Genomic DNA, 20,405 nt, shown 5'->3' on the forward strand with positions numbered 1-20,405 from the left:
GATGGTTCGTGCAACGAAGGCGTTCCCCCTGATTGCCGCCCTGCTGGCGGGCGCACTGGGCGCCTGTGACGAGGACGAGGCGGGTCCGACGGCGCCCTTCCGCGCCTGGGTGCTGGTGAAGTCCGCGTATGTGCGTCGGGAGCCCTCCCCGGACTCGCCCGTGGTGGGGCTGGTGGCGCGCGATGATGAGCTGTGGATCACCGGCTGTGTGCCCGCCTGTGACGCTCCGGAGGGCTGGGCCCTGCTCGGCGGGGATGGGGCCATCCGCCTGGCGAACCTGAAGCTCAATCCCCCCTCGCGCGCCACGCCGCCTCCCGGTGTGGCGCTGCCCTACGTCTATGGAACGGTGAAGAAGGGTGGGGCGGTGGTGCGCGAGGATCCCCGCGCCGACGCCCCGGTGCTGGAGCAGGCGCAGGCCTCGCACGTGGTGGCCTTCCACGACGAGCCGGAGCTCCAGGACGCGGGCTGGCTCGGACGGCCCGGCGGTGGCTACGTGTCCACTTCCGACGTGCGGCTCGCCCATCCGAGCACCTTCGCGGGAGAGCACCTGCCCACCCTGCCTCTGGCCTTCATTCTCCGGGGCCCCAAACCGGTGCCCGCCGGTGACGCGGGCGTCCCGGACGGCGGCGTGCCCTTCGCCCCCCAGAAGCACGATCGCTTCACCTTCCAGGGCATCGACAAGGCGGGGAGGGTGCTCGTCGCGGGAGGCGCCCTGCCGCGCCAGGACGTGCGGCTGGTCCTCCCTCGCGAGCGCCCGCCGCAGGTGAAGCCGGACGAGCGCTGGGTCCACGTCGAGGTGTCGGAGCAGGTCCTCACCGCGTACGAGGGCGACACGCCGGTGATGGCCACGCTCGTCTCCACCGGCAAGGCCGCCACCCCGACGCAAGAGGGGCTCTTCCGCGTCTGGCACAAGGTGGTGCACGACACCATGCACGGCCCCGAGAGCGACCCCTACGTCGTCGAGGAGGTGCCCCACTCGCTCTTCTTCCACCGGGGCCAGGCGCTCCACGGCGCCTTCTGGCACGACGCTTTCGGCAACGCCGTCACCCACGGCTGCGTGAACCTGTCCGTGAAGGACGCGGCGTGGCTGTTCGAGTGGGCACCGCCCCCGCTGCCCAGGGGCTTCCACGCCTACTCGCCCGAGCCCGCCGGGCGCACGGGCCTGTGGGTGCTCGTCGAGCGGCGTCCCGTCACCCGGGCCATTCTGGAGGGCGGCAAGCCAGTCGGGCCCCGGGACGGTCCTGCACAGGTCTCGCCCCTTCGTTAGGTTGACATCAGGCCCGCCAGGGATGGGCATGCAGGACGCAACTCTTGCCGTCCGAGCCCCGCCAGTGCGCAAGGGATGCGTCCTCGCGCACCTCCACCCCCTGACGGCCGGAAGGCAGGGCGCTTGCAGTCCTGGAGGGCATCATGACCCCGCTCAGGTCCATCTTCCCCGGTCCTCCCGCCTTCACCCAGGGCTGGCATGTCTCGGTGTCGGACGTCTCCTCGTGGCTCGAGCGGCGGAACAAGGTCGTGCTGGCCGTCATGGCCACGCTCCTGCACGCGCTGCTCTACGGGTTGCCCAACCGCATCCACCTCGCCCCGCCGGTGCAGCTGCCGATGACGTGGCTGGACCGCGTCACTCCCTTCCTGCCCCTGACGCTCTGGCTCTACCTGAGCGCCTACGCGCTGGTGTTCACCGCCTTCTCGCTGTGCCGCAAGCCGGGGAGCACCGCCCGCTTCATCTACGCCTTCTTCACGGTGGTGGGCGTGTCCACGCTGGTGCACTGGATGTGGCCCACGGCCTACCCGCGCGCGCTGTTCCCCGTGCCGGAGCAGGCCTCGCCCTTCGTGCACTGGACCATGGCCCGTTTCCGCGAGCTGGACAGCCCCGCCAGTTGTCTGCCGAGCCTCCACGTGGCGGCCGCCTTCATCTCGGCGTTCGCCGTGGCGGGGGAGGGGGATCGCCGCGCCCCGCTGCTCATCGCGTGGGCGGCGCTCATCTGGGGCAGCACCCTCACCACCAAGCAGCACTACGTGGTGGACGGGGTGGCGGGGCTGTTGCTGGCCCTGGCCGTGTGGGCCCTCTTCTATGCCAGGCCCGGGGCCCGGGAGCAGGCACGGCTCAGCAGCCGGGATTGCTTCCCGGGCTCACGCCGAGCAGGCTCGTGAAGCGCAGGTAGGTGTCCACGCGGCTCTCACCTAGACTGGCCGTGCCGCACAGCCCAGAGGGAGACCATGCCTCAGATGCTTCGCCCACCGTCCGTGGGCCCCATCGTCGGACACACCACGGACACCCGCGTCCGTCTCTGGATTCGCGCCGCCGATGTTCCGGACCTGCGCACCGTGGGCGTGGCCGCGCTCTACGAGTGGGGCCGCTCCGAGCCCAAGGAGGTGCGCTACTTCCGCCTCCATCGCGAGTACGACCGCACCGGCACGGTGGACTTCGAGGGCTTGAAGCCCGACACGCGCTACACCGCCCGCGTGGGCTCGGTGACGGTGGACAGCCTCGACTCGGAGCTGATCGTCGAGGACGAGGAGGTCTTCGAGCGGCTCCCCAAGGATCTCCGCGTGTGGAAGGAGGACTTCCTGCGGTTGGATCCGGAGGTGTCCGAGGCCTCCTTCACCACCTATCCCAGCGCGGCGAGCGGCGGCTTCTCCTTCCTCATGGGCTCCTGCCGCTACCCGGGCCTCATGGGCCAGTCCAAGCGCTCGGATGAGATCTTCCAGGCCATGTACCGGCACGTGGAGATGGCCCGGAGCGAGGACGCGCTCCCGCCCCGCTTCGTGCTGATGTTGGGAGACCAGATCTACGCCGACAAGCTCAACCGGAGCCTCCCCCTGGGCCGCGCGGACACCTGGCGCGAGTTCCAGGAGCGCTACGTCGAGGCCTTCACCACGCCCTACATCCGCCAGCTCATGCGCTCGGTGCCGACGTACATGATCCTCGATGACCACGAGATCGAGGACAACTGGGTGCAGTCACGCCTCAAGGATGCCCTCAAGCGGGATCTCTTCCACAACGCCATCCGCGCGTACATGAGCTACCAGTGGGTGCACGGGCCGCGGAACTTCGACAAGCGCATCCACTACAGCTTCGACTACGCCCAGGTGCCCTTCTTCGTGCTCGACGGGCGCACGCAGCGCATCCGCGACGACGCCGATGACTCCCTGCGCGGCAACCACCTGCTGGGCTTCCCCGCCAAGGCGAGTGCCCCCGGCTTCAAGGGACAGCTGGACCAGTTCTGCGACTGGCTCGTGGAGATGCAGGCGCGGCGCGGCAACGTGCCCAAGTTCGTCGTCTCGCCCGGCGTCTTCGTGCCCAACGGCGTCGGCTCGCGCGGCGGGAATGGTGGGGCGAGTGACTCCTGGCCCGCGTTCCCGGAGACGCGGCGGCGCGTGCTGCGCACCCTCATCGAGAAGGGGGTCCAGAACGTCGTCTTCCTCTCCGGTGACATCCACTGCTCCAACGTCTCGGAGATCTCCTTCGAGAAGAAGCGCGGCGGGAAGCTGCCGCTCAAGGCCTTCTCCATCGTCTCCTCGGCCTTCTACTGGCCCTTCCCGTTCGCCGATGGGGATCCGCTCGGCTTCGTGCACGACTCGAAGGCCGAGGAGGATGGTTTCGACGTCGACGGCTCCGTCACCATGCACTACCGCACCCGCGGCTTCGAACAGGACGACAACTTCACCCAGGTCACCTACGACATGGCCCGCAACGCGCTCGTGGTGCGCAACTACGGCCGCAAGGGCAAGGCCTTGAATGAGCCCAACGAGCTGAAGCTCGCGGCGCTTTGATTCACGGGCTCGGGGTGGGGAGCGCGGCCTGCTCGCCGTGCTCCACGTCTCGCGCCCGCCGCCACGCCCCCGGCCCCACGCCATGCCAGCGCTTGAAGGCCTTGTTGAAGGCCACGGCGCTGCGCGAGGGTCATGCGGAAATCTTCCCTTGGTCCAGGTCGTGATTCCTCATGCCTCGCGAGCCTCCCATCGTCCTGCCCGTCTCGCTGCCCCTGCTCGGGCACGCCAACCCCTGGGCGCTCCTGCTCGCGAAGGAGGAGGGTTATTCCCTCTCCGCGGCCTCCCTGCTCTCCGAGCGCTATGCCCTCAAGAGCGATGAGAAGCCCTTCGTGAGGGAGCTGCTGCGCCGCAAGCGCAACGTGTGGGCCTTCCGCTGCGACCAGCGCCGCTTCGCGGGCGACTTCGTGGTCGTGGACATGTCCGAGCCTCGTCCCGAGCGGCGATGGGTGGTGGTGCTGGACCTCAAGATGGGCGCACCGCTCGTGCTCGGGGGTGGCGGGGCCGGTGTTCAGCTCACCCATGCGCAGCTCGCCGTGGAGGCGCTCGCCGCGCACCAGGGCGTCATCAGCTCCGGTACCCGGTACGAGCTGGCCACGGGCGACAAGGCCGCCATCCTCGACTGGCTGTGCGCTGGACGCCGCCGGGGGCGCTCCGTATCGCGCTGATGGAAGACCCTCAACCCTCCCTCAGGGCTTCAACGCGCCCATCAGCTCCGCGAGCATGTGTGGCGGGAAGCGGTGCCAGCTCTGCCAGTAGCGGAACGCCGCGAAGGCGTTCACCGCCACGCCGAAGAGCAGGGCGTTGGCGAGCAGCCACCTCGGGATGAAGCGCTGGAACAGTTCCAGCTCCAGGGCCTTCACCAGGCCGATGGCCATCAGCGGCAGCAGGGGCACGATGAGGCGCGGGCCATAGCACCAGCCGCCTCCCCAGTCGTTCCAGAGGGCCACCAGGAGGAAGGAGGGGAGGATGCCGGCCAGCAACATGCCTCCCTCGAGGGGCCGCTCGCGCACGAGCCTCGGCCACCCCAGCAGCCCCACCAGCACGGCCGGCGCGAACCACACCAGGCCCTTCGGCCGTGACACCAGCAGGCCCTCGAGCCCCTCCCAGAGATTGCCCACCATGAAGGGGTAGGGGCCTCGCCAGGGCGAGCCGTACATGTGCTGGTTCAGCCACAGCAGCAGCCCGGTGGCCACCGCCGGCATCACCGCCACGAGCACCCCCTGGAGCCAATCGCGCCGCAGCAGCGCGGGCACCATCAGCACCGGCACCAGCAGGGCCAGTTGCGGCTTCATCAGCATGCCCGCGGCCACGCACAGCCCCGCCCAGAAGCCGCCGCGCTCGCGAAAGCCGAGCACATACGCTCCCAGCAGCAGCGGCACGAGGAAGGGCTCGGTGAAGAAGCTCCGGCCGTGGTACCAGACCGGCGTGGCCAGGAAGGCCGCCACCAGGGTGAGCCGGAGGGCGCTCTCGTGCGTCGTGTAGCGCCGCAGCAGCCGGTCCAACAGCAGCATCCCGCACACCGTGGCGAGCCCCGCGCACAGCAGGGCGCCCGTCTCCACATACGGGGTGTGGCGCAGCGGCCAGAGCACCGGAGCGAGCAGGAAGGCCAGCCCCACCGGGTGCGCGCTGTACTCGGGGCCGAGCGCGAGCCGGGGATCGAACCGCGCGTGGAAGGCATACCGCGGCAGCCCGTTCGCGTCCCTCGTCCACCGCGAGTGGTCCACCAGGTCCCGCCACACGTAGCGCTGGCCGTCGATGTACCAGATGGAGTGGTGGTCCATGACGCGGCCGGCGTTCTTCCTGCCGCCCTGCGGGGCGCCCATCACCACCTGCGCGTGGTTGTTCTTCAGGTCGAGGTCCCCGTCCAGCAGCACGCTGTTGAGGAGGATCAGGTACGCTTCCTCGTCCGCGCCCATCACGGTGGCCGGGCCGAGGTGGTTGCGCCACGGGCCGGGGTACTCGGTGACGCACTGGGGCGCGAGGAGCGCCAACGCGAGCAGCGCGAGGAAGAGCCGGTGCGAACGGGAAGCCGCCATCGGCCCGCACCATAGCGTCCCGCCGCCGCGCGGTGGGCCGAATCCCGGCCGGCCAGCCGCCGGGGGGCAACCCTTCGCGGAGGCGGGAATCCGCGGAGCTTCGCGGTAGAATGGCCACGCTCACGTGGCACGAGCGGCCCCATGACGATGAACCCGACTCCCCCCAACAGGCGCATCCTCGTCGTCGACGACAACGAGGACATCCACGACGATTTCCGCCGGATCCTCCAACCCCGGGTGGACACCACCGGGCTGGACGACCTGGAGATGATGCTCCTGGGGGAGACATCGGCCGCGCCCCGGCCGCCGACGTTCGAGCTGACGAGTGCCCACCAGGGCGCCGAGGCGCTCGAGAAGGTCCGCGAGGCGCTGAAGGCCGGCACCCCCTATGCGCTCGCGTTCATCGACATGCGGATGCCGCCCGGGTGGGATGGCGTCGAGACCCTCTCGCGCATCTGGCGGGAGGATCCGCGCCTCCAGGCCGTCATCTGCTCGGCGTACTCGGACTTCTCGTGGGAGAGCATCAGCGTCCGGTTCGGACAGACGGACCGCTTCCTCATCCTCAAGAAGCCGTTCGATGCCGTCGAGGTCCGCCAGATGGCGTGTGCGCTGGTGGAGAAGTGGATCCACCACACCGCGAGTCAGCAGGCCGAGCAGGCGCTGCTCGGGAACGAGGCGCGGCTGCGCGCGCTGCTCCAGGTGCTCCCGGGCGCGCTGCTGCGTGTCGCCGCGGATGGCACCTGTCTGGAGTTCCAGCCGTCCCGCGAGGCCACCCCGGGCTCGCGGCTGGCCTTCACTCCAGGCTCCAGGCTGGCGGACTCCCTGCCGGCGGCCACCGCCCGGGAGCTGCTCGCCTGGCTGGGCCAGACCCCCAGCGGAGGCCCGGCGCGCGTCCTCCAGCTCGAGCTCCCGGTGGAAGGCGAGGTCCGGTGCTTCGAGGCGCGGATCGCCGCCATCCACCCGGCGGAGGCCTTCGTGCTGCTGCGCGACGTAGCTCGGGAAGACGGCGGATGACGCGCAAGCTGCGACAACTGCTCTGGCCCTTGTTGGGGATGCTCGCGCTGAGCATCTCCCTGCAGGCGGTCTCGTTGGTGGCGGTGGTGGAGATCGACGCGCGGGTGGATCGGAACCGGCAGTACGCCGCGGCCGCGTCGAGCCTGCACGACATGGTCGAGAAGTTCGAGAACGCGACCTATCTCGCCGTCGTGGGGCTGGCGGCGTCCGATGGGGAGATGTTGCTCCGGCAGCGGGCGGCCGCCCAGGCCCTGTCCGAGCGCTTCATGGCCCTGAGCGGGGCGATGCTGCGAGGAGGAGGCCAGGAGGGGGGCGAGTTGCCGCCCGAGGGCATCCAGGAGCCCGAGGCCCTCGAGGCGATCAGCTCCCTGGTGGCGCTGTGGGACAAGGCCAACGCGGCCCATGTGCGCGTCCTCCGCTCGGAGAACCGCTCGCTCAAGAACAACCCCGATCTGGAGGCGTTCCGGGCCGCGACGCGGGACCTGTCCGAAGCGTCCGGGAACGTCTCCGGGATGCTCCAGCGGCACACCCAGGAGGAGCTGAGCCTGCTCGGTCTGGTCCAGCGCGTCATTCCGGTGGGCGCCTTCCTGCTGACGCTCCTGCTCTTCGGGTTCGTGATCCAGCGCATCTTCCTGCCGTTCGTCGCCTCGACGGAGGAGCTCGAGCGCAGCGAGGCCGCGCTGCGCTGGGTCCGCGATGAGCTGGAGCAACGGGTCATCGAACGGACCGACGAGCTCGCGCGGGCCAACGAGGCGCTGCGCCACGCCCACGACGACCTCGAGCTGCGCGTCAAGGAGCGCACGCAGGAGCTGCGGGACACCCAGCGCCGCGCCGTGGAGCTCGCGCGCCAGGCGGGCATGGCCGAGCTCGCCACGAACGTGCTCCACAACGTGGGCAACGTCCTGAACAGCATCAACACCTCGGCCACCATCCTCGGCGAGCGGCTGCGGGCGCTCCGTCTGCCGTCGCTGCTCAAGATCGCCGGACTGCTGGAGGAGCACCGCGCCGAGCTCGGCACCTTCATGACGGGGGACGAGCGCGGGCGGCGCCTGCCCGAGTTCCTCGGCAAGCTCGGGGAGAACCTGTCCGCCGAGCGCGACGAGATGCTCACCATGACGGCGGCCCTCCACCGCCACGTCGAGCACATCCGGACGATCGTCGAGGTGCAGCAGAGCTACGCCATGTCCTCGAGCCTCGTGGAGGCGGTCTCCCTGGAGGAGTTGATCGAGGACGCCCTGCGCATCAACGGGGCGGCGCTCGGGCGGCATGGCATCACGCTCGAGCGGAACCTCGTCCCGCTGCCCCGCGTGATGGTGGACAAGCACAAGCTGCTGCAGATCGTCCTCAACCTCATCAGCAACGCGAAGTACGCGCTGAACGACAACCCGCCCGGCGAGCGGCGGCTCACCGTGAAGGTCGAGCGGCCCACGGAGGAGCTCGTCCGCGTGCAGGTGAGCGACAACGGCATGGGCATCGCGCCGGAGCTGCTCACGAAGATCTTCCAGCATGGCTTCACCACGCGGAAGGAGGGGCATGGCTTCGGCCTGCACTCGTGCGCGATCGCCGCCCGCTCGATGGGGGGCTCGCTCGCGGCGCACAGCGACGGCCCCGGGAAGGGAGCCACCTTCACGCTCGAGCTGCCCTTCCGGCCCGAGACCGGCACGGCGGAGCGGGTGTCCGCCTAGAGGCGCGCGTTAATCCAGATGCCGTCCATCCGTTGGAAACAGAGCCGTGCTTTGATGTCCGGATGCATTCGGACATGACCGTCGGCTGTCGCGCACTGGAGGTCGAGGATCGGGTTCAAGGCGCACGTATTCCCGTGCGGGTGCTCTACCCGGCGCGAGCGCCTGAACGGCTCGAGCACTTCGGACCGTATTCGCTCTCCGTCGCCACCGACGCCCCGGTGGAAGGGGAGCGGCTCCCGCTCGTCGTCATCAGTCACGGGACGGGTGGTTCTCCGTGGACCCATCGCGGCATGGCGGCGCACCTGGCGCGTGCTGGCTTCGTCGTGGCCCTTCCGGAGCACCCGGGCAACAGCCGCTCCGACAACAGCCTTGCGGGCACGGCCGTGAATCTCGAGAACCGGCCTCGCCACGTGCGCCTCGTGCTCGATGCGCTCTTCGGTGATGCGCAGCTGGGCCCGAGGTTCTCGCCCGCTGGGGTGGGGGTGATCGGCCATTCCATGGGCGGCTACACCGCGCTGGCGGTGGCCGGTGGGCGCCCGTCCTCCTCCCCGAACGAGTCTCCCGATGGACAGAGCCGGGCCATTCCCGTCGTTCGCGATCCTCGGATCCGTGCGCTGGTGCTGCTCGCGCCCGCGTCGCCCTGGTTCATGGCCGAGGGGGCGCTCTCCGGCGTGGACCTGCCCATCTTGATGCGCACGGCGGAGCTCGATGAGCACACGCCCGCCATGCACGCGGAGATCATTCTGCGAGGCGTTCCTCGTCCGGAGCGCATCGACCACCGGATCGTCCCGAACGCGGGCCACTTCTCCTTCCAGAGCCCGTTCCCTCCGGCGATGACGAGCCCCGGGTTTCCTCCTTCCCAGGATCCCAAGGGCTTCGACCGTGCCGCGTTCCAGCCGGTGCTCCACGCGGAGATCCTGACGTTCCTCCGGGATTCGCTCGGGAGTGACGCGCGCCCCGCGGCGTGAGGATGTCCACAACTGGACACCCGGCATCCGCGAGTGCCCCAGCCGGCCGAGCACGTCGCGCAGGCGGTGCTCCTTCAGGAGCCGTCCCCTCCGTGTGCCACTGCGTATGGGGAAAAAGGAAACCCTAGGAAGTCGCAGCGGCACCCGTCGAGGCGCGCGAGCCTCGCCCGAGGGGTCGGGCCTCACGCGCCCGGGTGTGGGGCGGAGTGAGGCCATGACCGTGCATCGGGGGGGGGAGTGGTTCAGTGCTCGTGGCCGGGGCCGTGGGCGTGGCCGTGCTCGAGCTCCTCCTTCGTCGCCGCGCGCACCTCGCGCACGGTGACGTCGAAGTGGAGCGTCTTGCCGGCCATCGGATCGTTGAAGTCGATCACCACCGTCTTGGGGCGCACCTCCTTCACGAGGAACTCCACGTCATCCCCGTCCTCGTCCGTGGCGCTCACGATGCCACCGGCCTCCAGCTCCATGTCCGGCGGGAAGTCCTCGCGCGGCACCTCCTCCACCCCGTCCGGATCGTATTCCCCGTAGCCGTCCTTGGGCTCGACCACCACCTTCAGCGACTCGCCTGCCTTCTTGCCCTCGAGCGCCTTCTCCAGCCCGGGGACGATCTCCTCGTACCCGTGCAGGTAGACGAGCGGATCTCCCGGCTCACTCTCGTCGATGATCTTCCCGTCTCCCAGGTGGAGCCGGTAGTCGATGGAGACGACGCTGTCCTTCGCGATCTGCATGGAAGCCCTCCTTCGGGCTGCACTCGGGCTCGCCCGGAGCCGGACCTTCCACCGGCGGCGCGGGGGAGGGGACTCCTGCGGGGCCCGAGTGATGATGGGGTTGCGCACGCGCTCCGTGCAGTGGAGCGGGCCGCTCACCTGCTCTCCAGGTGAGTGGGTGCCGGCGCTCTGTAGCACGCGGCATGGCCGCCCGCTCCACGAGATTCAGCTTCGGTGGATCTGTTCGAGCAGGCGGGACAACTCGAAGCTCCATGCGCACACGCCCCGCGTCCTCGCACGTGCAAAGTGTGCGCGGGGGCTCATTCATGAACTCCTGGACAGGCCTGGGTTCCTCGAACCCCATGTGGTGCCCGAGTGACCCAGATGAGAGTGGCTGGCAGCTGTAGTACTCTTCTCAAGGTCAGCCCGGCGTGCGTGTTCCTCACGAATTCATCGAATGGGATCTCGATGGATGCCGAGGAAGCCGCTCATCGGTCCCCTCGACTCACTTCTCCCTTCGGGCTGCGAGGACGGTTTATGGCCCCGTCGAGTTCTTTCCGGAACGACGTCTCTCCCTCCGTGGTGATCAAGGGCAGTGGCATGGCGCTGCCGCCGCTCGCCTTCACCAACGAGGACATCTGCCAGTGGCACGGCCGGCGGGATCCGACCTGGGTCTACGACACCTTCGGGGTCAGGACGCGGCACACCCGCTACGACTACCACCATGATCGGCTCGATGACCTCGACGAGGACGATCTCGTCTTCGAGGCGGCGAAGAAGGCGCTGAAGGACGCGGGGATGCACATCAACGATGTGCAGGTCATCCTGTTCGTGACCCTCACGCCCACCACGCTGTGCACGCCGGATCCCGCGTGCATCCTGCACCAGCGGCTGGGGGCGCCGGCCAACGTGCTGGCGCTCACGCACGTGGCCGGCTGCGCGGGCACGCTCAACGCGATGATGATGGCCACGGCGATGATCCGCTCGGGCCAGGCGCGCAACGTGCTGGTGTGCGCCGCCAGCTCCATGTCCTCGTACATCAAGCCGGAGCTCAAGGATCGCGTCTGGCTGCAGGCGACCATCTTCGGGGATGGGGCGGCGGCGCTGGTGCTGTCGGGGGAGCGCACGAAGGAGCCGGTGGGGTTCTCCAACTTCCACATGCACACGGAGCCCGGGCGGGACATCGTGCACAAGAAGTTCGGCGGCTCCAAGCACGTGCCCACGCGCGACAACATCCAGGAGGTGCTGGAGGACCACTTCGTCATCGACTACCGGAGCGTCCCCAACAACATCTCCCAGGCGTTCTCGCGGCTGTACACCGAGGTGCTCGCCGCCCGGGAGATGAAGGAGGCCGACTGGGTGCTCTTCAACATGAGCAACGCGCAGCTGCAGCGGCGCTGGCTCAAGAGCGTGGGGGTGCCCGAGGAGAAGTCGTTCTTCAACATGGAGGAGCAGGGCAACTGCGCGGCGGCCTCGCTGGGGCTCGTGCTGACGGACTTCCTGCACGCGGGGCGCCACGAGTCCGGGCAGACGGCGTTGATCCTCGGGGTCGGCTCGGGACTACACTCCGGGGGAGTGCTCTACCGCTTCCCCTGAGAGGGTCATGGAGTCACCGGCGTCGTTGACGGCCCTGGATGCGTTCTTCGCGGGGCCGGATGATCTCCCCATCGAGTTCGCCTTCTTCTACGAGCGGTTGCCCGCGGTGGAGGTGCTGGCCGAGGGGCTGGCGCGGACGCTGCCCGCGTTCGCGCGGCTGAGGGAGGGGGTGCCGCTGGTGGAGGTCTCGGGGGTGGAGGTCCCCCCCGAGGACAAGGTGTCGCGGGCCGTGCTCTTCGACTCCGTGCAGCCGGGCTCCGGGCCGCGGTGCCGGATGAAGATCTCCCACTTCACGGGGGGAGGAGGGTGCCTGGGGGCGAGCATGTCGCACGGGCTCGGGGATGGGGTGAGCCTGGTGGGCTTCCTGAGCGCGTGGGCGCGGGCCGTGCGCGGCGGGCAGGTGGCTCCGGCGGCTCCGGCCATGGAGCCCGTGTTGCCGCCCCTGCCGTCGTTGGACAAGTCCCTGTCCCTGGAGGCGCAGCTGCGGCGTGCGGGCTTCCGGCTCCGGGCGCCCACGACTCCCCGCGTCCGGGAGGAGTACCGCTGGGACATCCGGCGCTTTCCTCGCGAGGAGGTGGACACGCTGCTGCGGGACGCACGGGTGAGCCGTCCCCAGGTGACGTCGGGCGACGTGCTGGCGGCCCTCCTGTGGCGGCACTACCGGCAGTCCGGGCGGATGGCGAGATCCGAGCCGGAGCTGGCGACCGTCTTCGACTTCCGGCGCGTTCCCAGACTGCTGCCGGCGTCGTACTTCGGCAATGCCGGGCTGCCGCTGCGCGTGTCCCTGTCGTACGAGGAGGCCGCGGCGCTGTCGGTGCCCGCGCTCGCGGCCCTCATCCGGGCGCGGCTCCAGTCCGCGAACGCCGAGGACTTCCTGCGGTGCCATGCGCTCCTGGAAGAGGTGCAGCGCAGGTGGGGGCGCGAGGGCGTGGACTGGCTGGGGTTCTCGACGGAGGGCCACGGGCTGCTGGTCAACAACATCTCCCGCTTCGATCTGTCGCTGCTCGACTTCGGCACGGGCGCGCCGCACGCGTTCGACGTGATCACCCCGATTCCGCGCGTGTGCTTCATCATCTCCCGGGGAGACACCCTGGAGGCGCATACGTCGCTGCCGAAGGCCTAGCGCGCCGGCTCGTCCGGTGGCCGAGGGAGCGGGCCTCTCCCGGGGGCCCGTTCCATCACATCCGTCCCGTGCGGACTCCTTCTTGATTGACGTGTACCCCCAGATGGCCGACAGGCCGCGAGGAGTCCGACATGAAGAAGAACGCCAAGGACAAGGCACCTCGGAAGGGTGGGAAACCCTTCTTCGCGCACTTGCTGGAGGCGCAGGAGTTGGAGCGGGTCTCGGGTGGCTGCAGGCCCGTATCGCATCCGGAGACCCGGAAGTACCCCTCCGACTCCGACGAGGGCGACAAGGAGCCGATCTTCACCACCTTGAAGTACCCCTCGGACAATGAGGACAGCGGCACCATTTCCTGAGGCTCCATCCCACGCCGGGACCGCGATGTGCCCCCCATGACCCGGCGGTGCCTCCGGCCGTATCGTTGGACCTCATGCGATCGTCGGGTCCCGTCGTGGGTCGTCCGTTGATGTTCCTGCTCCTGCTCGCGTCGAGCGCCCGGGCCTCCGAGCCCGCGCCGGACAGCGCCGCGAAGCCGCCTCCGGCCGCGCTCCAGCAACGGGTGGAGCAGGCGATGAAGAGCGCCGAGGAGCCTCTCTCTCGCGAGGAGTGCCAGGCGCTCACGGGCTGGACGCAGCCGCTCGAGGAGTGCTCGCTCACGGCCGTGGTGGGAGGAAGGGCCGCGTTCCTCCAGCTCACGACGGAGTGTGGCGGGGACTCGTGTGACGTGCAGGTCTTCGTCTACCGCCCGGGCCGGCCCCTGCTGCGGTTGCCGGACTCCATCAAGGGCGGCTCGCTCACGGGGGGCCACCTGGCGATGACGCCCTCGCTGGAGCACGTCATCACCGACTGGGTGGGCCTGGGTCCGCGAGACATGGGGGACTGGCGCGTCGAGCTCTACCGGATCGAGCTCCGGACGGGGAAGGCCTCGCCCTGGGTGAAGGGCTGCTTCTCCCCGGCGCTGTCTCCGGGAGGCCGGTGGATCCTCTGCCGCAACCGGCGCGGGGACGTGTTGAAGGTGCCCCTCACGGGAGGCACTCCCACGCTGGTGCACCGCAGCGGCCTCTCCGCCGAGCAGGTGCTCTGGACGCCCTACGCCTCCCTCTACCCGGACGCCGTCACCTTCCCCTCGCCGGAGCGCCTCCAGGTCACCACGATCGTCCTGGGAGGCCCGGAGGGCGAGGAGCGCCGCACCCAGGAGCTTGCCTGGAAGGAGTAGCCACCCGTGTTGAGCGGGAGGCTGCACCCTCTCCCTCTGGGAGAGGGCGGGGGGTGAGGGTCTTCATTTGCGCGACGTGTTCCAGTGAGCCGATTCACCGGAACGCGTTCACGACGAAGACTCCAGCACGCGAGAATTCGAGGATGGCCGTTCCGGGTTTGGATTCGGGCTTCTTCTGCAACTGACCACGAGCGAGCCGAGCCACAGCGCAAATGGGAATCGGCTCTTCGTCGGGCACGTGCGCCTCGTAATACCGGATGACGACCTGCGGGCCACCCGTCCACACCCGGCCATAAAGACGGGTAACGGGCGGAAGGGGTCCGAGGCTCTTGTCCAGCATGCTTTCCACGGGCCCGTCATACAGGGTGATGGGGCTGGTGTCGGTCTGGTTGGTGTCCAGTTCGACGATCGAGCCATCCCCCACATTCAGGTGAAGGACCCGCATGACTTCGAGCGCCTTTTCCGGGCATTCCTGCGGGCCTGGGCTCCCGTCTGGGCGAAGGGGCACGCCTCCGGCAGTCACACAACCGGAGCACATCCACAGCAGGACGACGGGGGCCAGAAGTGGCACGTGGATCAGAGCCATTTGGGCACGCATGTACTAGCGCAACAGTTGTCGATCCAGAAGAACCCAGACCTCTCGCAGCCCGGAGCCTCGTCGGAAGAGCTCTAGAACGAGCCGCTCGGGGCCCATCTTCGAGTCGAAGACGCCCGCGTCCATGACGACGGCGATGGTCCCGCTCATTCCTCCCGGTGCCAGGTACTCCTGGGTGGCACGCAGCGCAAAAGGCTTCTTCTCTCCTCCAGCCTCGGTCACCACGCGCGCTTCCAACAGACTCCAAGACTCGGTGGGGCTGTTGTTCTTCACGTCGAAGACGACCGCGACCTTGTTGTCTTTCTTGCTGGCGAGAACGGTTACCAGGAATTCAACGCCCTGGGGATTCTTGAAAAAATGAACCAGCTTCGGACGCATCGACGTCATTTTCACCGCCCCCTTCGCCAGGAGTGCGGCGAGGGCGTGGTCGATCGAGGTCTCCTCGTTGCGGTAGCGCTCATTCTCTTCCTCGAGAACGCGCTCCCGGGTCTGGTGATGAGCCAGACGGCTCCGGAGCGCTTCCGGGCTTTCTTCGTCAGGGAACACATTCACCTGATGATCGAACCGCGCTTCTTGGGCCGTGACCGTGAAGGGGAGTTCCTTCCCGTTCAGCAGCGTCACGACCAGCAGGAAGCGATCCTCCGGGTCGAGGTCCTTGAGTGGCGTCACGACGACGAGATGACCCCCTGCGAGCAAGGGCTCGAAGCGGCCTTCCCAACCCAGCATCTTCGTTTTGGCGGGGTCGACCGGCTGCGCGAACCGAAGCACGGTTCCCATTCCACCGGCGACGTACACCGGGTGTACCGCTTCCCTTGGATCGTCCGGAAGGTAGAGGCTCCGGGAGACAGGCTCGTGTCCCTTGGCCACGGCCATGGACGCCACGAGGACCAGGAGCAGGGTAGACTGCCGAGGTAGGAAGTTCCTCATATAACCACCTAACCTAAGAAATTGGGTCGCGGATGTCCAGCGTTCCATGCTCCGACCTGTCACTGCGTCTCCGGGACCTGTTCTGAGGGTCGCGTGACTCCGAACATTCACTATGACAACCGCGAGATCGAGGGCGAGCGGATCGAGTTCCCCAAGCACGCCATCTACTTTCTCGGGCCGAACGTCACATTCCGGCGTTGCACCCTCGTCTTCAGCGTTGCCGCGAGGTGGCTGCACCTGCTGTCAGGGAAGCTGATCGACTGCACCATTCAGGCGAAGAGCGAGCTCACGACCCTGCCGTGGGCCACGATGAATCTGAGGGGATGTCGTTTCAAGGGCCGGTTTGCCGGCAACGACTTCGGGTTTCGTCAGGACCTGGACGACAGCTCGAGGAGCGGGCGGATCGAGGACTGCGACTTCACCGACGCACGGCTCGATGGCTGCCGGTTCTTCAACTGCGACATGAGCTCGATTCGACTGCCGCGCTGGCCATGCTTCACGTTCATGGATCCGCGCGGGCATGCGGTGGAGCTGGGTCGTTGCGAGTGGCCGGGCCGGTTTGGGAATCTCATCGAGAGACTTGCCACGATTCCCGAAGGCACGGTCGCGGTGACCTGGCACGCGCCTACCGTCGCAGAGAGGATGGACACGACAGGCGAGGAACTGCGCGCGGCGCTGGAGCGGGCACCTGGGATCTTCATGTAGCCCAGGCAGCTTCTTCCGCGCATCCAGGTGCCGGCCTACTCCTCCGCCTCGAAGTCCACGTTGAAGACCAGGCGCTGGTCTCCGGGCAGCATGAAGGTCTTCTCCCAGACGGACTCGTTCTGGGTGACGCGCAGCTGGTGCTCGCCCTCGAACAGCGTCTTCTCGGAGACCGGTGCCGTGCCCAGGTCCTGCCCGTCGAGCGTCACCTTCGCTCCGGAAGGCGCGTGCACCAGGATGGAGCCCATACCCAGGCGGATGCGGAACGTCACCGTGTCCGGAGTGGAGCGCACGTCGATCATCCGTGCCGTCCGCAGCCCTCGGGCCTCGTCCAGGAAGTTGAGCATGTGGCGGCCCGGCGCGAGCGGAACCGTCAACGGCGAGCGGCCCATGGCCTTGCCATCCACGGACACCGACACGTCGCCGGGACTCACGAAGATCTCCACCGGCGTGGGCGGCACGGTGGGCGCCGCCGGGGCCGCCGCCACGCGCACTCCGGCATCCGTTGGGGACGCGGGCGCGGCCTCGAGCAGCACGGGCGTGTCGAACCGCAGCTCCTCACCCGCGTCCGTCCCCAGGTCCTCGACGGGCGGGGGCTTCTGCCGGACGCTCCAGACGGTACCCACCGCGCTCACGAGCAGCACGGCGCCCACCGCGACGGCGAGGGGCGTGGACGAGCGGCGCGCACGCGCGGGCCGGGTCTCGGCGGGAGGCGGCGCCGGCACAGCGGGGGGCTCGGCCACGGCGGGCGGCGCCAGGCTCGCGGGCGGCACGCTCGGCGCCGGCTCCTCCGGTGGCACGGCCGTGGGGAGCTGCGTGCGGACGGAGACGGGCTCGGGCGCGAGGATGGGCGCGGAGCCGGTGATGGGGAGCTGCGCGCGCACGGAGATGGGCTCGGGCGCGATGATGGGCGCGGAGCCCGTGATGGGGATCTGCGTGCGGGCGGAGACGGGCTCGGGCGCGACCACGGGCACGGGCCCGGTCAGACGCGCGGGCGCGACCGCGCCGCGGGCGAGCGCCTCGAGCCCCTTGTCGATCGTCCGCTTCCGGGCGGCCCGCAGCTCGTTGTCGGGAGGGATCAGCTTCGAGATCAGCTCGGCGAAGGCCGTGGACGGGGGCAGCTCGCCCGAGACGGCCACCAGGGCCTCGCGGAAGGCGAGGGCACTCGGGTACCGGTCCCCGGAGCGCTTGGCCGTCGCGCGGCGCACCACCTCGTTGTAGGGCAGGGGGATCTCGGGCGGCAGCGGCGGCAGCGGCCGGTTGAGGATCGCCTTGTCCGGCTCGATCGAATCCTGGAACGGCTTGCGCCCCGAGAGGCACTCGTACAGCAGCAGCCCCAGGAGGAACACATCCGTCAGCACCGAGGAGGCCTCGCGGCCGCCCAGGAGCTGCTCGGGGGCGATGTACAGGCGCCGGTTGCGCACCCGGCGTCCATTGCGCTCCCTCGGCGCCACCCCGAGCGCTCCGTACCCCGACACCTTGCACACGCCGTTGAACGAGACCATCACGGTCTCCGGGCGCAGATCTCCGTGGATCAGCGGCGTCCCATCATCGTTGCCCGCCACGTGCGCGTAGTGCACGCCCATGGCCACGTCCGCGGCCACCAGCGCCGCCAGGGGCGGGGGCAGCCGCTGGGCCGCGTCCAACACCTGGCGCAGCGGCTCTCCATCCGCGTACTCCGTCACGCGCGCCAGCCGGCCCTCCAGCGTCACCAGCCCATGCACCCGCAGGATGTTGGGATGCTCGAACACGACGGCGCGCTCCGTCTCCCGCTCCAGCCGCGCGCGCTGCATCGCGTCCTGCGCCACCTCGGCCGGGGCCCACACCAGCACCACCGGCCGCGGCGCGGCTCCTTCTTCCAGCGCCAAGGCCAGAAACGGGCGCGAACCCTCTCCTGGCATCAACGGACCCAGTGACTGGTAGCGAACCTGGCTCATGGATTCCCTCTTCTACGGCGACCCGACTCCCACCGCCAGCCACAGGGTGTGAGTTCCACTCCCTGACAGAATGGTAAAAATCGAAGAATCCACCAGCCGTGAAATGAGAACTTCACTTTCCCTGGAAAACAAAGTATTAATACACCTCTACTGAATTGATTCGGTGGGGCTGTGTTGACCCTCCCTGATGGTGGAGTCGAGGCAGCCCCGGAGGGGAGTGGGGCATGCGGCGGACCTCTTACCAGTCGCTGATGCGTCACGAGGGCCAGACGGGCTCGGGGACGGGTGCGTGCCGGCCGGTCTTCGTGTTCTCCGGGCAGGGGTCGCAGTGGACGGGCATGGGGCGTGCGCTGCTGGAGCGCTCGACGGTGTTCGCGCTGGTGCTGAAGGCGTGCGACGTGCAGGTGCGGCGGCTGATGGGCTGGTCGTTGCTGGAGGTGCTGACGTCGGACAGCGCGCGGCTGGGAGACATCGAGGTGAGCTGTCCGGCCATCGTGTCCATGGAGATCGCCCTGGCGGCGCTGTGGCGCTCGTGGGGAATCGAGCCGGTGGCGGTGGTGGGGCACAGCATCGGCGAGGTGGCGGCGGCGCACGTGGCGGGAGTGCTGACGCTGGAGGACGCGATGCGGGTCATCTGCCACCAGGGCCGGACGGTGGGGAAGCTGAAGGGGAAGGGGGCCATGGCGGTGGTGGGGTTGCCGTGGGCGCACGTGGGAGAGGCGCTGCCCGAGTTCTCGGGCCAGGTATGGCGGGTCATCCACGCGAGCCCCGAGTGGACGGTGGTGGCCGCGGAGCCGGAGGTGTTGGAGCGGGTGCTGGGGGCGTTGCGCAGGCGCGGGGTGCCGGCGCGCCGGGTGGACTCGGAGGTGGCGGCGCACTGTCCGCAGGTGGATCCGTACCGGGAGGAGCTCCAGGGGTTGCTGCGGGACATCTGCCCGCGCTCGGAGCGGCGGCCCATCGTCTCCACGGTGACGGGAGGCGCGCTGGCGGGGCCGCGGTTCGACGCGGGCTACTGGGTGCGCAACCTCGCCGAGCCGGTGCTGTTCCGCGAGGCGGTGGACACGCTGCTCGACATGGGGCACGACGCCTTCCTGGAGGTCAGCCCGCATCCGCTGGTGAGGCACTCGCTGGAGTCGTGCCTGGAGGGCGCGGGAGTGGAAGGGCGGCTGTTCGTGTCGATGCGGCGCGGCAAGGAGCCGACGCAGGAGATGCTGGCGACGCTGCGCAGCCTGTCCCGGCCGCCCGCGCCGGAGCGGCAGGCCGAGGCGTCATTATCGGTGGCCGGGGAGCCGTTCCTGGCGCACGTGGCGTGAATCACCCGAGCAGCAGGGGCCGCCGAGCAAATGCGGTGTGTTGCGGCAACCCGTGGCATCCGGTGCGCGCGGGGCAATGAGACGGCGGGCGGGCGGGTGAGCGCCCGGTCGCCGCGGCAGCCGCGGCTCGGAGCCGCCCCCGGACGCCGCACCCTACCTCGGATGTCACCTCCTCCTGTATGATGGGAGGGGTCTGGCGGGAGCGCCAGCGGGAGGAGTGCGAACATGGGTCGGGGAAAGCGTCCAGCCACCTACGAGGACATCGAGGCCCTGCCGACAGGGTGGGTGGGGGAGATCATCGACGACGAGCTGTGGGCCTTTCCACGGCCGGCGGCGTGGCACACGCGGGCGGCTTCGAAGCTGGGCGTGCTGTTGGATCGCTTCGACGTTGGGCAGGGCGGTCCAGGGGGGTGGTGGCTCCTGGACGAGCCGGAGCTGCACTTCGGACGGCAGGTGCTGGTCCCGGACCTGGCGGGCTGGCGGCGGGAGCGGGCGCCCGGGCTGCTGGAACGGGACGAGCCCTTCTTCGACCTGGCGCCTGACTGGGTCTGCGAGGTGCTGTCGCCCTCCACGAGCGCGTTGGACCGGGGGCGCAAGCTGGACGTCTACCACCAGGAGGGGGTGAGCCATGCGTGGCTGGTGGACCCGCGAGCCCACACCCTGGAGGTGTACCGCCGGGGCAGGAAGGGCTGGCGGCTCGCCGCCCGTCACGGGGGCGAGGAGGTGGTTCGCGCCGAGCCCTTCGATGCCGAACCGCTCGAGCTGGGGCTGCTCTGGGTGACGAAGTCCACCCCAGCTCCAGGGCCCTGAGG

19 protein-coding genes are annotated in these 20,405 nt (G+C 69.3%); 14 read left to right on the forward strand and 5 right to left on the reverse strand.

Annotation, left to right across the window (positions count from 1 at the left end; genetic code table 11):
* Position 1: 1 nt before the first annotated feature.
* The 4 genes from VFZ09_RS48215 (at position 2) to VFZ09_RS48230 (ending at position 4,442) form a co-directional block, all read left to right on the forward strand.
* Positions 2 to 1,267 (forward strand): L,D-transpeptidase, encoded by a 1,266-nt coding sequence (locus VFZ09_RS48215; RefSeq protein ID WP_329734614.1) that lies wholly within the window; start codon positions 2 to 4, stop codon positions 1,265 to 1,267.
* Positions 1,268 to 1,410: 143 nt separating this feature from the next.
* Positions 1,411 to 2,154, forward strand: coding sequence for a phosphatase PAP2 family protein (locus VFZ09_RS48220; RefSeq protein ID WP_329734615.1), 744 nt, complete (start codon positions 1,411 to 1,413; stop codon positions 2,152 to 2,154).
* 66 nt (positions 2,155 to 2,220) lie between these two features.
* Positions 2,221 to 3,777 (forward strand): alkaline phosphatase D family protein, encoded by a 1,557-nt coding sequence (locus tag VFZ09_RS48225; protein WP_329734616.1) that lies wholly within the window; start codon positions 2,221 to 2,223, stop codon positions 3,775 to 3,777.
* A 170-nt stretch (positions 3,778 to 3,947) separates the two neighbouring features.
* The gene (locus VFZ09_RS48230; protein ID WP_329734617.1) at positions 3,948 to 4,442 is read left to right on the forward strand and encodes a hypothetical protein; all 495 of its coding nucleotides are present in this window, start codon (positions 3,948 to 3,950) and stop codon (positions 4,440 to 4,442) included.
* Positions 4,443 to 4,463: 21 nt separating this feature from the next.
* Here the strand turns inward: VFZ09_RS48230 and VFZ09_RS48235 are convergent, their stop codons facing one another.
* Positions 4,464 to 5,813, reverse strand: coding sequence for a hypothetical protein (locus tag VFZ09_RS48235; protein ID WP_329734618.1), 1,350 nt, complete (start codon positions 5,811 to 5,813; stop codon positions 4,464 to 4,466).
* Between the two features lie 141 nt (positions 5,814 to 5,954).
* Here VFZ09_RS48235 and VFZ09_RS48240 point away from each other — a divergent pair, with 141 nt between their 5' ends.
* The 3 genes from VFZ09_RS48240 (at position 5,955) to VFZ09_RS48250 (ending at position 9,480) form a co-directional block, all read left to right on the forward strand.
* Positions 5,955 to 6,827 carry a response regulator gene (locus tag VFZ09_RS48240; protein WP_329734619.1) on the forward strand — a complete coding sequence of 291 codons (873 nt, stop codon included), beginning with the start codon at positions 5,955 to 5,957 and terminating at the stop codon, positions 6,825 to 6,827.
* Positions 6,824 to 8,512, forward strand: coding sequence for a sensor histidine kinase (locus VFZ09_RS48245; RefSeq protein ID WP_329734620.1), 1,689 nt, complete (start codon positions 6,824 to 6,826; stop codon positions 8,510 to 8,512). Before VFZ09_RS48240 ends, VFZ09_RS48245 begins: the two co-directional genes overlap by 4 nt.
* 74 nt (positions 8,513 to 8,586) lie before the next feature.
* Positions 8,587 to 9,480 (forward strand): alpha/beta hydrolase family protein, encoded by an 894-nt coding sequence (locus VFZ09_RS48250; protein ID WP_329734621.1) that lies wholly within the window; start codon positions 8,587 to 8,589, stop codon positions 9,478 to 9,480.
* A 242-nt stretch (positions 9,481 to 9,722) separates the two neighbouring features.
* Here VFZ09_RS48250 and VFZ09_RS48255 read toward each other — a convergent pair whose 3' ends face one another.
* Complete coding sequence (locus tag VFZ09_RS48255) at positions 9,723 to 10,205, reverse strand: peptidylprolyl isomerase (RefSeq protein ID WP_329734622.1); 483 nt, start codon at positions 10,203 to 10,205, stop codon at positions 9,723 to 9,725.
* Between the two features lie 516 nt (positions 10,206 to 10,721).
* Between VFZ09_RS48255 and VFZ09_RS48260 the strand changes: the two genes are divergently transcribed.
* From VFZ09_RS48260 to VFZ09_RS48275, 4 genes are all read left to right on the forward strand, one after another.
* Positions 10,722 to 11,780, forward strand: coding sequence for a 3-oxoacyl-ACP synthase III family protein (locus VFZ09_RS48260; RefSeq protein ID WP_329734623.1), 1,059 nt, complete (start codon positions 10,722 to 10,724; stop codon positions 11,778 to 11,780).
* Between the two features lie 7 nt (positions 11,781 to 11,787).
* Positions 11,788 to 12,903: an acyltransferase gene (locus VFZ09_RS48265; protein WP_329734624.1), complete on the forward strand. Its 1,116-nt coding sequence runs from the start codon at positions 11,788 to 11,790 to the stop codon at positions 12,901 to 12,903.
* Positions 12,904 to 13,034: 131 nt separating this feature from the next.
* The gene (locus VFZ09_RS48270) at positions 13,035 to 13,259 is read left to right on the forward strand and encodes a microviridin/marinostatin family tricyclic proteinase inhibitor (protein ID WP_329734625.1); all 225 of its coding nucleotides are present in this window, start codon (positions 13,035 to 13,037) and stop codon (positions 13,257 to 13,259) included.
* 74 nt (positions 13,260 to 13,333) lie between these two features.
* Complete coding sequence (locus VFZ09_RS48275) at positions 13,334 to 14,119, forward strand: hypothetical protein (RefSeq protein WP_329734626.1); 786 nt, start codon at positions 13,334 to 13,336, stop codon at positions 14,117 to 14,119.
* Positions 14,120 to 14,213: 94 nt separating this feature from the next.
* On the opposite strand, the gene VFZ09_RS48280 is transcribed toward VFZ09_RS48275, so the two are convergent.
* Both VFZ09_RS48280 and VFZ09_RS48285 read right to left on the reverse strand, forming a co-directional pair.
* The gene (locus VFZ09_RS48280) at positions 14,214 to 14,705 is read right to left on the reverse strand and encodes a serine/threonine protein kinase (RefSeq protein WP_329734627.1); all 492 of its coding nucleotides are present in this window, start codon (positions 14,703 to 14,705) and stop codon (positions 14,214 to 14,216) included.
* 15 nt (positions 14,706 to 14,720) lie between these two features.
* Positions 14,721 to 15,587 (reverse strand): DUF2381 family protein, encoded by an 867-nt coding sequence (locus VFZ09_RS48285; RefSeq protein WP_329734628.1) that lies wholly within the window; start codon positions 15,585 to 15,587, stop codon positions 14,721 to 14,723.
* A 147-nt stretch (positions 15,588 to 15,734) separates the two neighbouring features.
* On the opposite strand from VFZ09_RS48285, the gene VFZ09_RS48290 reads away from it, so the two are divergent.
* On the forward strand, positions 15,735 to 16,346 hold the full coding sequence (locus VFZ09_RS48290; protein WP_329734629.1) for a hypothetical protein: 612 nt from the start codon (positions 15,735 to 15,737) through the stop codon (positions 16,344 to 16,346).
* Positions 16,347 to 16,381: 35 nt separating this feature from the next.
* Here the strand turns inward: VFZ09_RS48290 and VFZ09_RS48295 are convergent, their stop codons facing one another.
* Positions 16,382 to 18,280, reverse strand: coding sequence for a protein kinase domain-containing protein (locus VFZ09_RS48295; protein ID WP_329734630.1), 1,899 nt, complete (start codon positions 18,278 to 18,280; stop codon positions 16,382 to 16,384).
* A gap of 224 nt (positions 18,281 to 18,504) precedes the next feature.
* On the opposite strand from VFZ09_RS48295, the gene VFZ09_RS48300 reads away from it, so the two are divergent.
* A complete protein-coding gene (locus VFZ09_RS48300; protein ID WP_329734631.1) occupies positions 18,505 to 19,593 on the forward strand; it encodes an acyltransferase domain-containing protein in 1,089 nt (362 codons plus the stop codon).
* 225 nt (positions 19,594 to 19,818) lie between these two features.
* Entirely contained in the window at positions 19,819 to 20,403 is a 585-nt protein-coding gene (locus VFZ09_RS48305) for a Uma2 family endonuclease (protein ID WP_329734632.1), read from the forward strand.
* The last annotated feature ends 2 nt before the right edge of the window (positions 20,404 to 20,405 follow it).

The sequence above is a fragment of the Archangium sp. genome (assembly GCF_036277355.1).
Classification (GTDB): Bacteria; Myxococcota; Myxococcia; order Myxococcales; family Myxococcaceae; genus Archangium.

Excerpts from the sequence above, each read along its gene's own strand:
- VFZ09_RS48215 (WP_329734614.1), top strand. The coding sequence starts at position 2 with ATGGTTCGTGCAACGAAGGCGTTCCCCCTGATTGCCGCCCTGCTGGCG.
- VFZ09_RS48220 (WP_329734615.1), top strand. The coding sequence starts at position 1,411 with ATGACCCCGCTCAGGTCCATCTTCCCCGGTCCTCCCGCCTTCACCCAG.
- VFZ09_RS48225 (WP_329734616.1), top strand. The coding sequence starts at position 2,221 with ATGCCTCAGATGCTTCGCCCACCGTCCGTGGGCCCCATCGTCGGACAC.
- VFZ09_RS48230 (WP_329734617.1), top strand. The coding sequence starts at position 3,948 with ATGCCTCGCGAGCCTCCCATCGTCCTGCCCGTCTCGCTGCCCCTGCTC.
- VFZ09_RS48235 (WP_329734618.1), bottom strand. The coding sequence starts at position 5,813 with ATGGCGGCTTCCCGTTCGCACCGGCTCTTCCTCGCGCTGCTCGCGTTG.
- VFZ09_RS48240 (WP_329734619.1), top strand. The coding sequence starts at position 5,955 with ATGACGATGAACCCGACTCCCCCCAACAGGCGCATCCTCGTCGTCGAC.
- VFZ09_RS48245 (WP_329734620.1), top strand. The coding sequence starts at position 6,824 with ATGACGCGCAAGCTGCGACAACTGCTCTGGCCCTTGTTGGGGATGCTC.
- VFZ09_RS48250 (WP_329734621.1), top strand. The coding sequence starts at position 8,587 with ATGACCGTCGGCTGTCGCGCACTGGAGGTCGAGGATCGGGTTCAAGGC.
- VFZ09_RS48255 (WP_329734622.1), bottom strand. The coding sequence starts at position 10,205 with ATGCAGATCGCGAAGGACAGCGTCGTCTCCATCGACTACCGGCTCCAC.
- VFZ09_RS48260 (WP_329734623.1), top strand. The coding sequence starts at position 10,722 with ATGGCCCCGTCGAGTTCTTTCCGGAACGACGTCTCTCCCTCCGTGGTG.
- VFZ09_RS48265 (WP_329734624.1), top strand. The coding sequence starts at position 11,788 with ATGGAGTCACCGGCGTCGTTGACGGCCCTGGATGCGTTCTTCGCGGGG.
- VFZ09_RS48270 (WP_329734625.1), top strand. The coding sequence starts at position 13,035 with ATGAAGAAGAACGCCAAGGACAAGGCACCTCGGAAGGGTGGGAAACCC.
- VFZ09_RS48275 (WP_329734626.1), top strand. The coding sequence starts at position 13,334 with ATGCGATCGTCGGGTCCCGTCGTGGGTCGTCCGTTGATGTTCCTGCTC.
- VFZ09_RS48280 (WP_329734627.1), bottom strand. The coding sequence starts at position 14,705 with ATGGCTCTGATCCACGTGCCACTTCTGGCCCCCGTCGTCCTGCTGTGG.
- VFZ09_RS48285 (WP_329734628.1), bottom strand. The coding sequence starts at position 15,587 with ATGGCCGTGGCCAAGGGACACGAGCCTGTCTCCCGGAGCCTCTACCTT.
- VFZ09_RS48295 (WP_329734630.1), bottom strand. The coding sequence starts at position 18,280 with ATGAGCCAGGTTCGCTACCAGTCACTGGGTCCGTTGATGCCAGGAGAG.
- VFZ09_RS48300 (WP_329734631.1), top strand. The coding sequence starts at position 18,505 with ATGCGGCGGACCTCTTACCAGTCGCTGATGCGTCACGAGGGCCAGACG.
- VFZ09_RS48305 (WP_329734632.1), top strand. The coding sequence starts at position 19,819 with ATGGGTCGGGGAAAGCGTCCAGCCACCTACGAGGACATCGAGGCCCTG.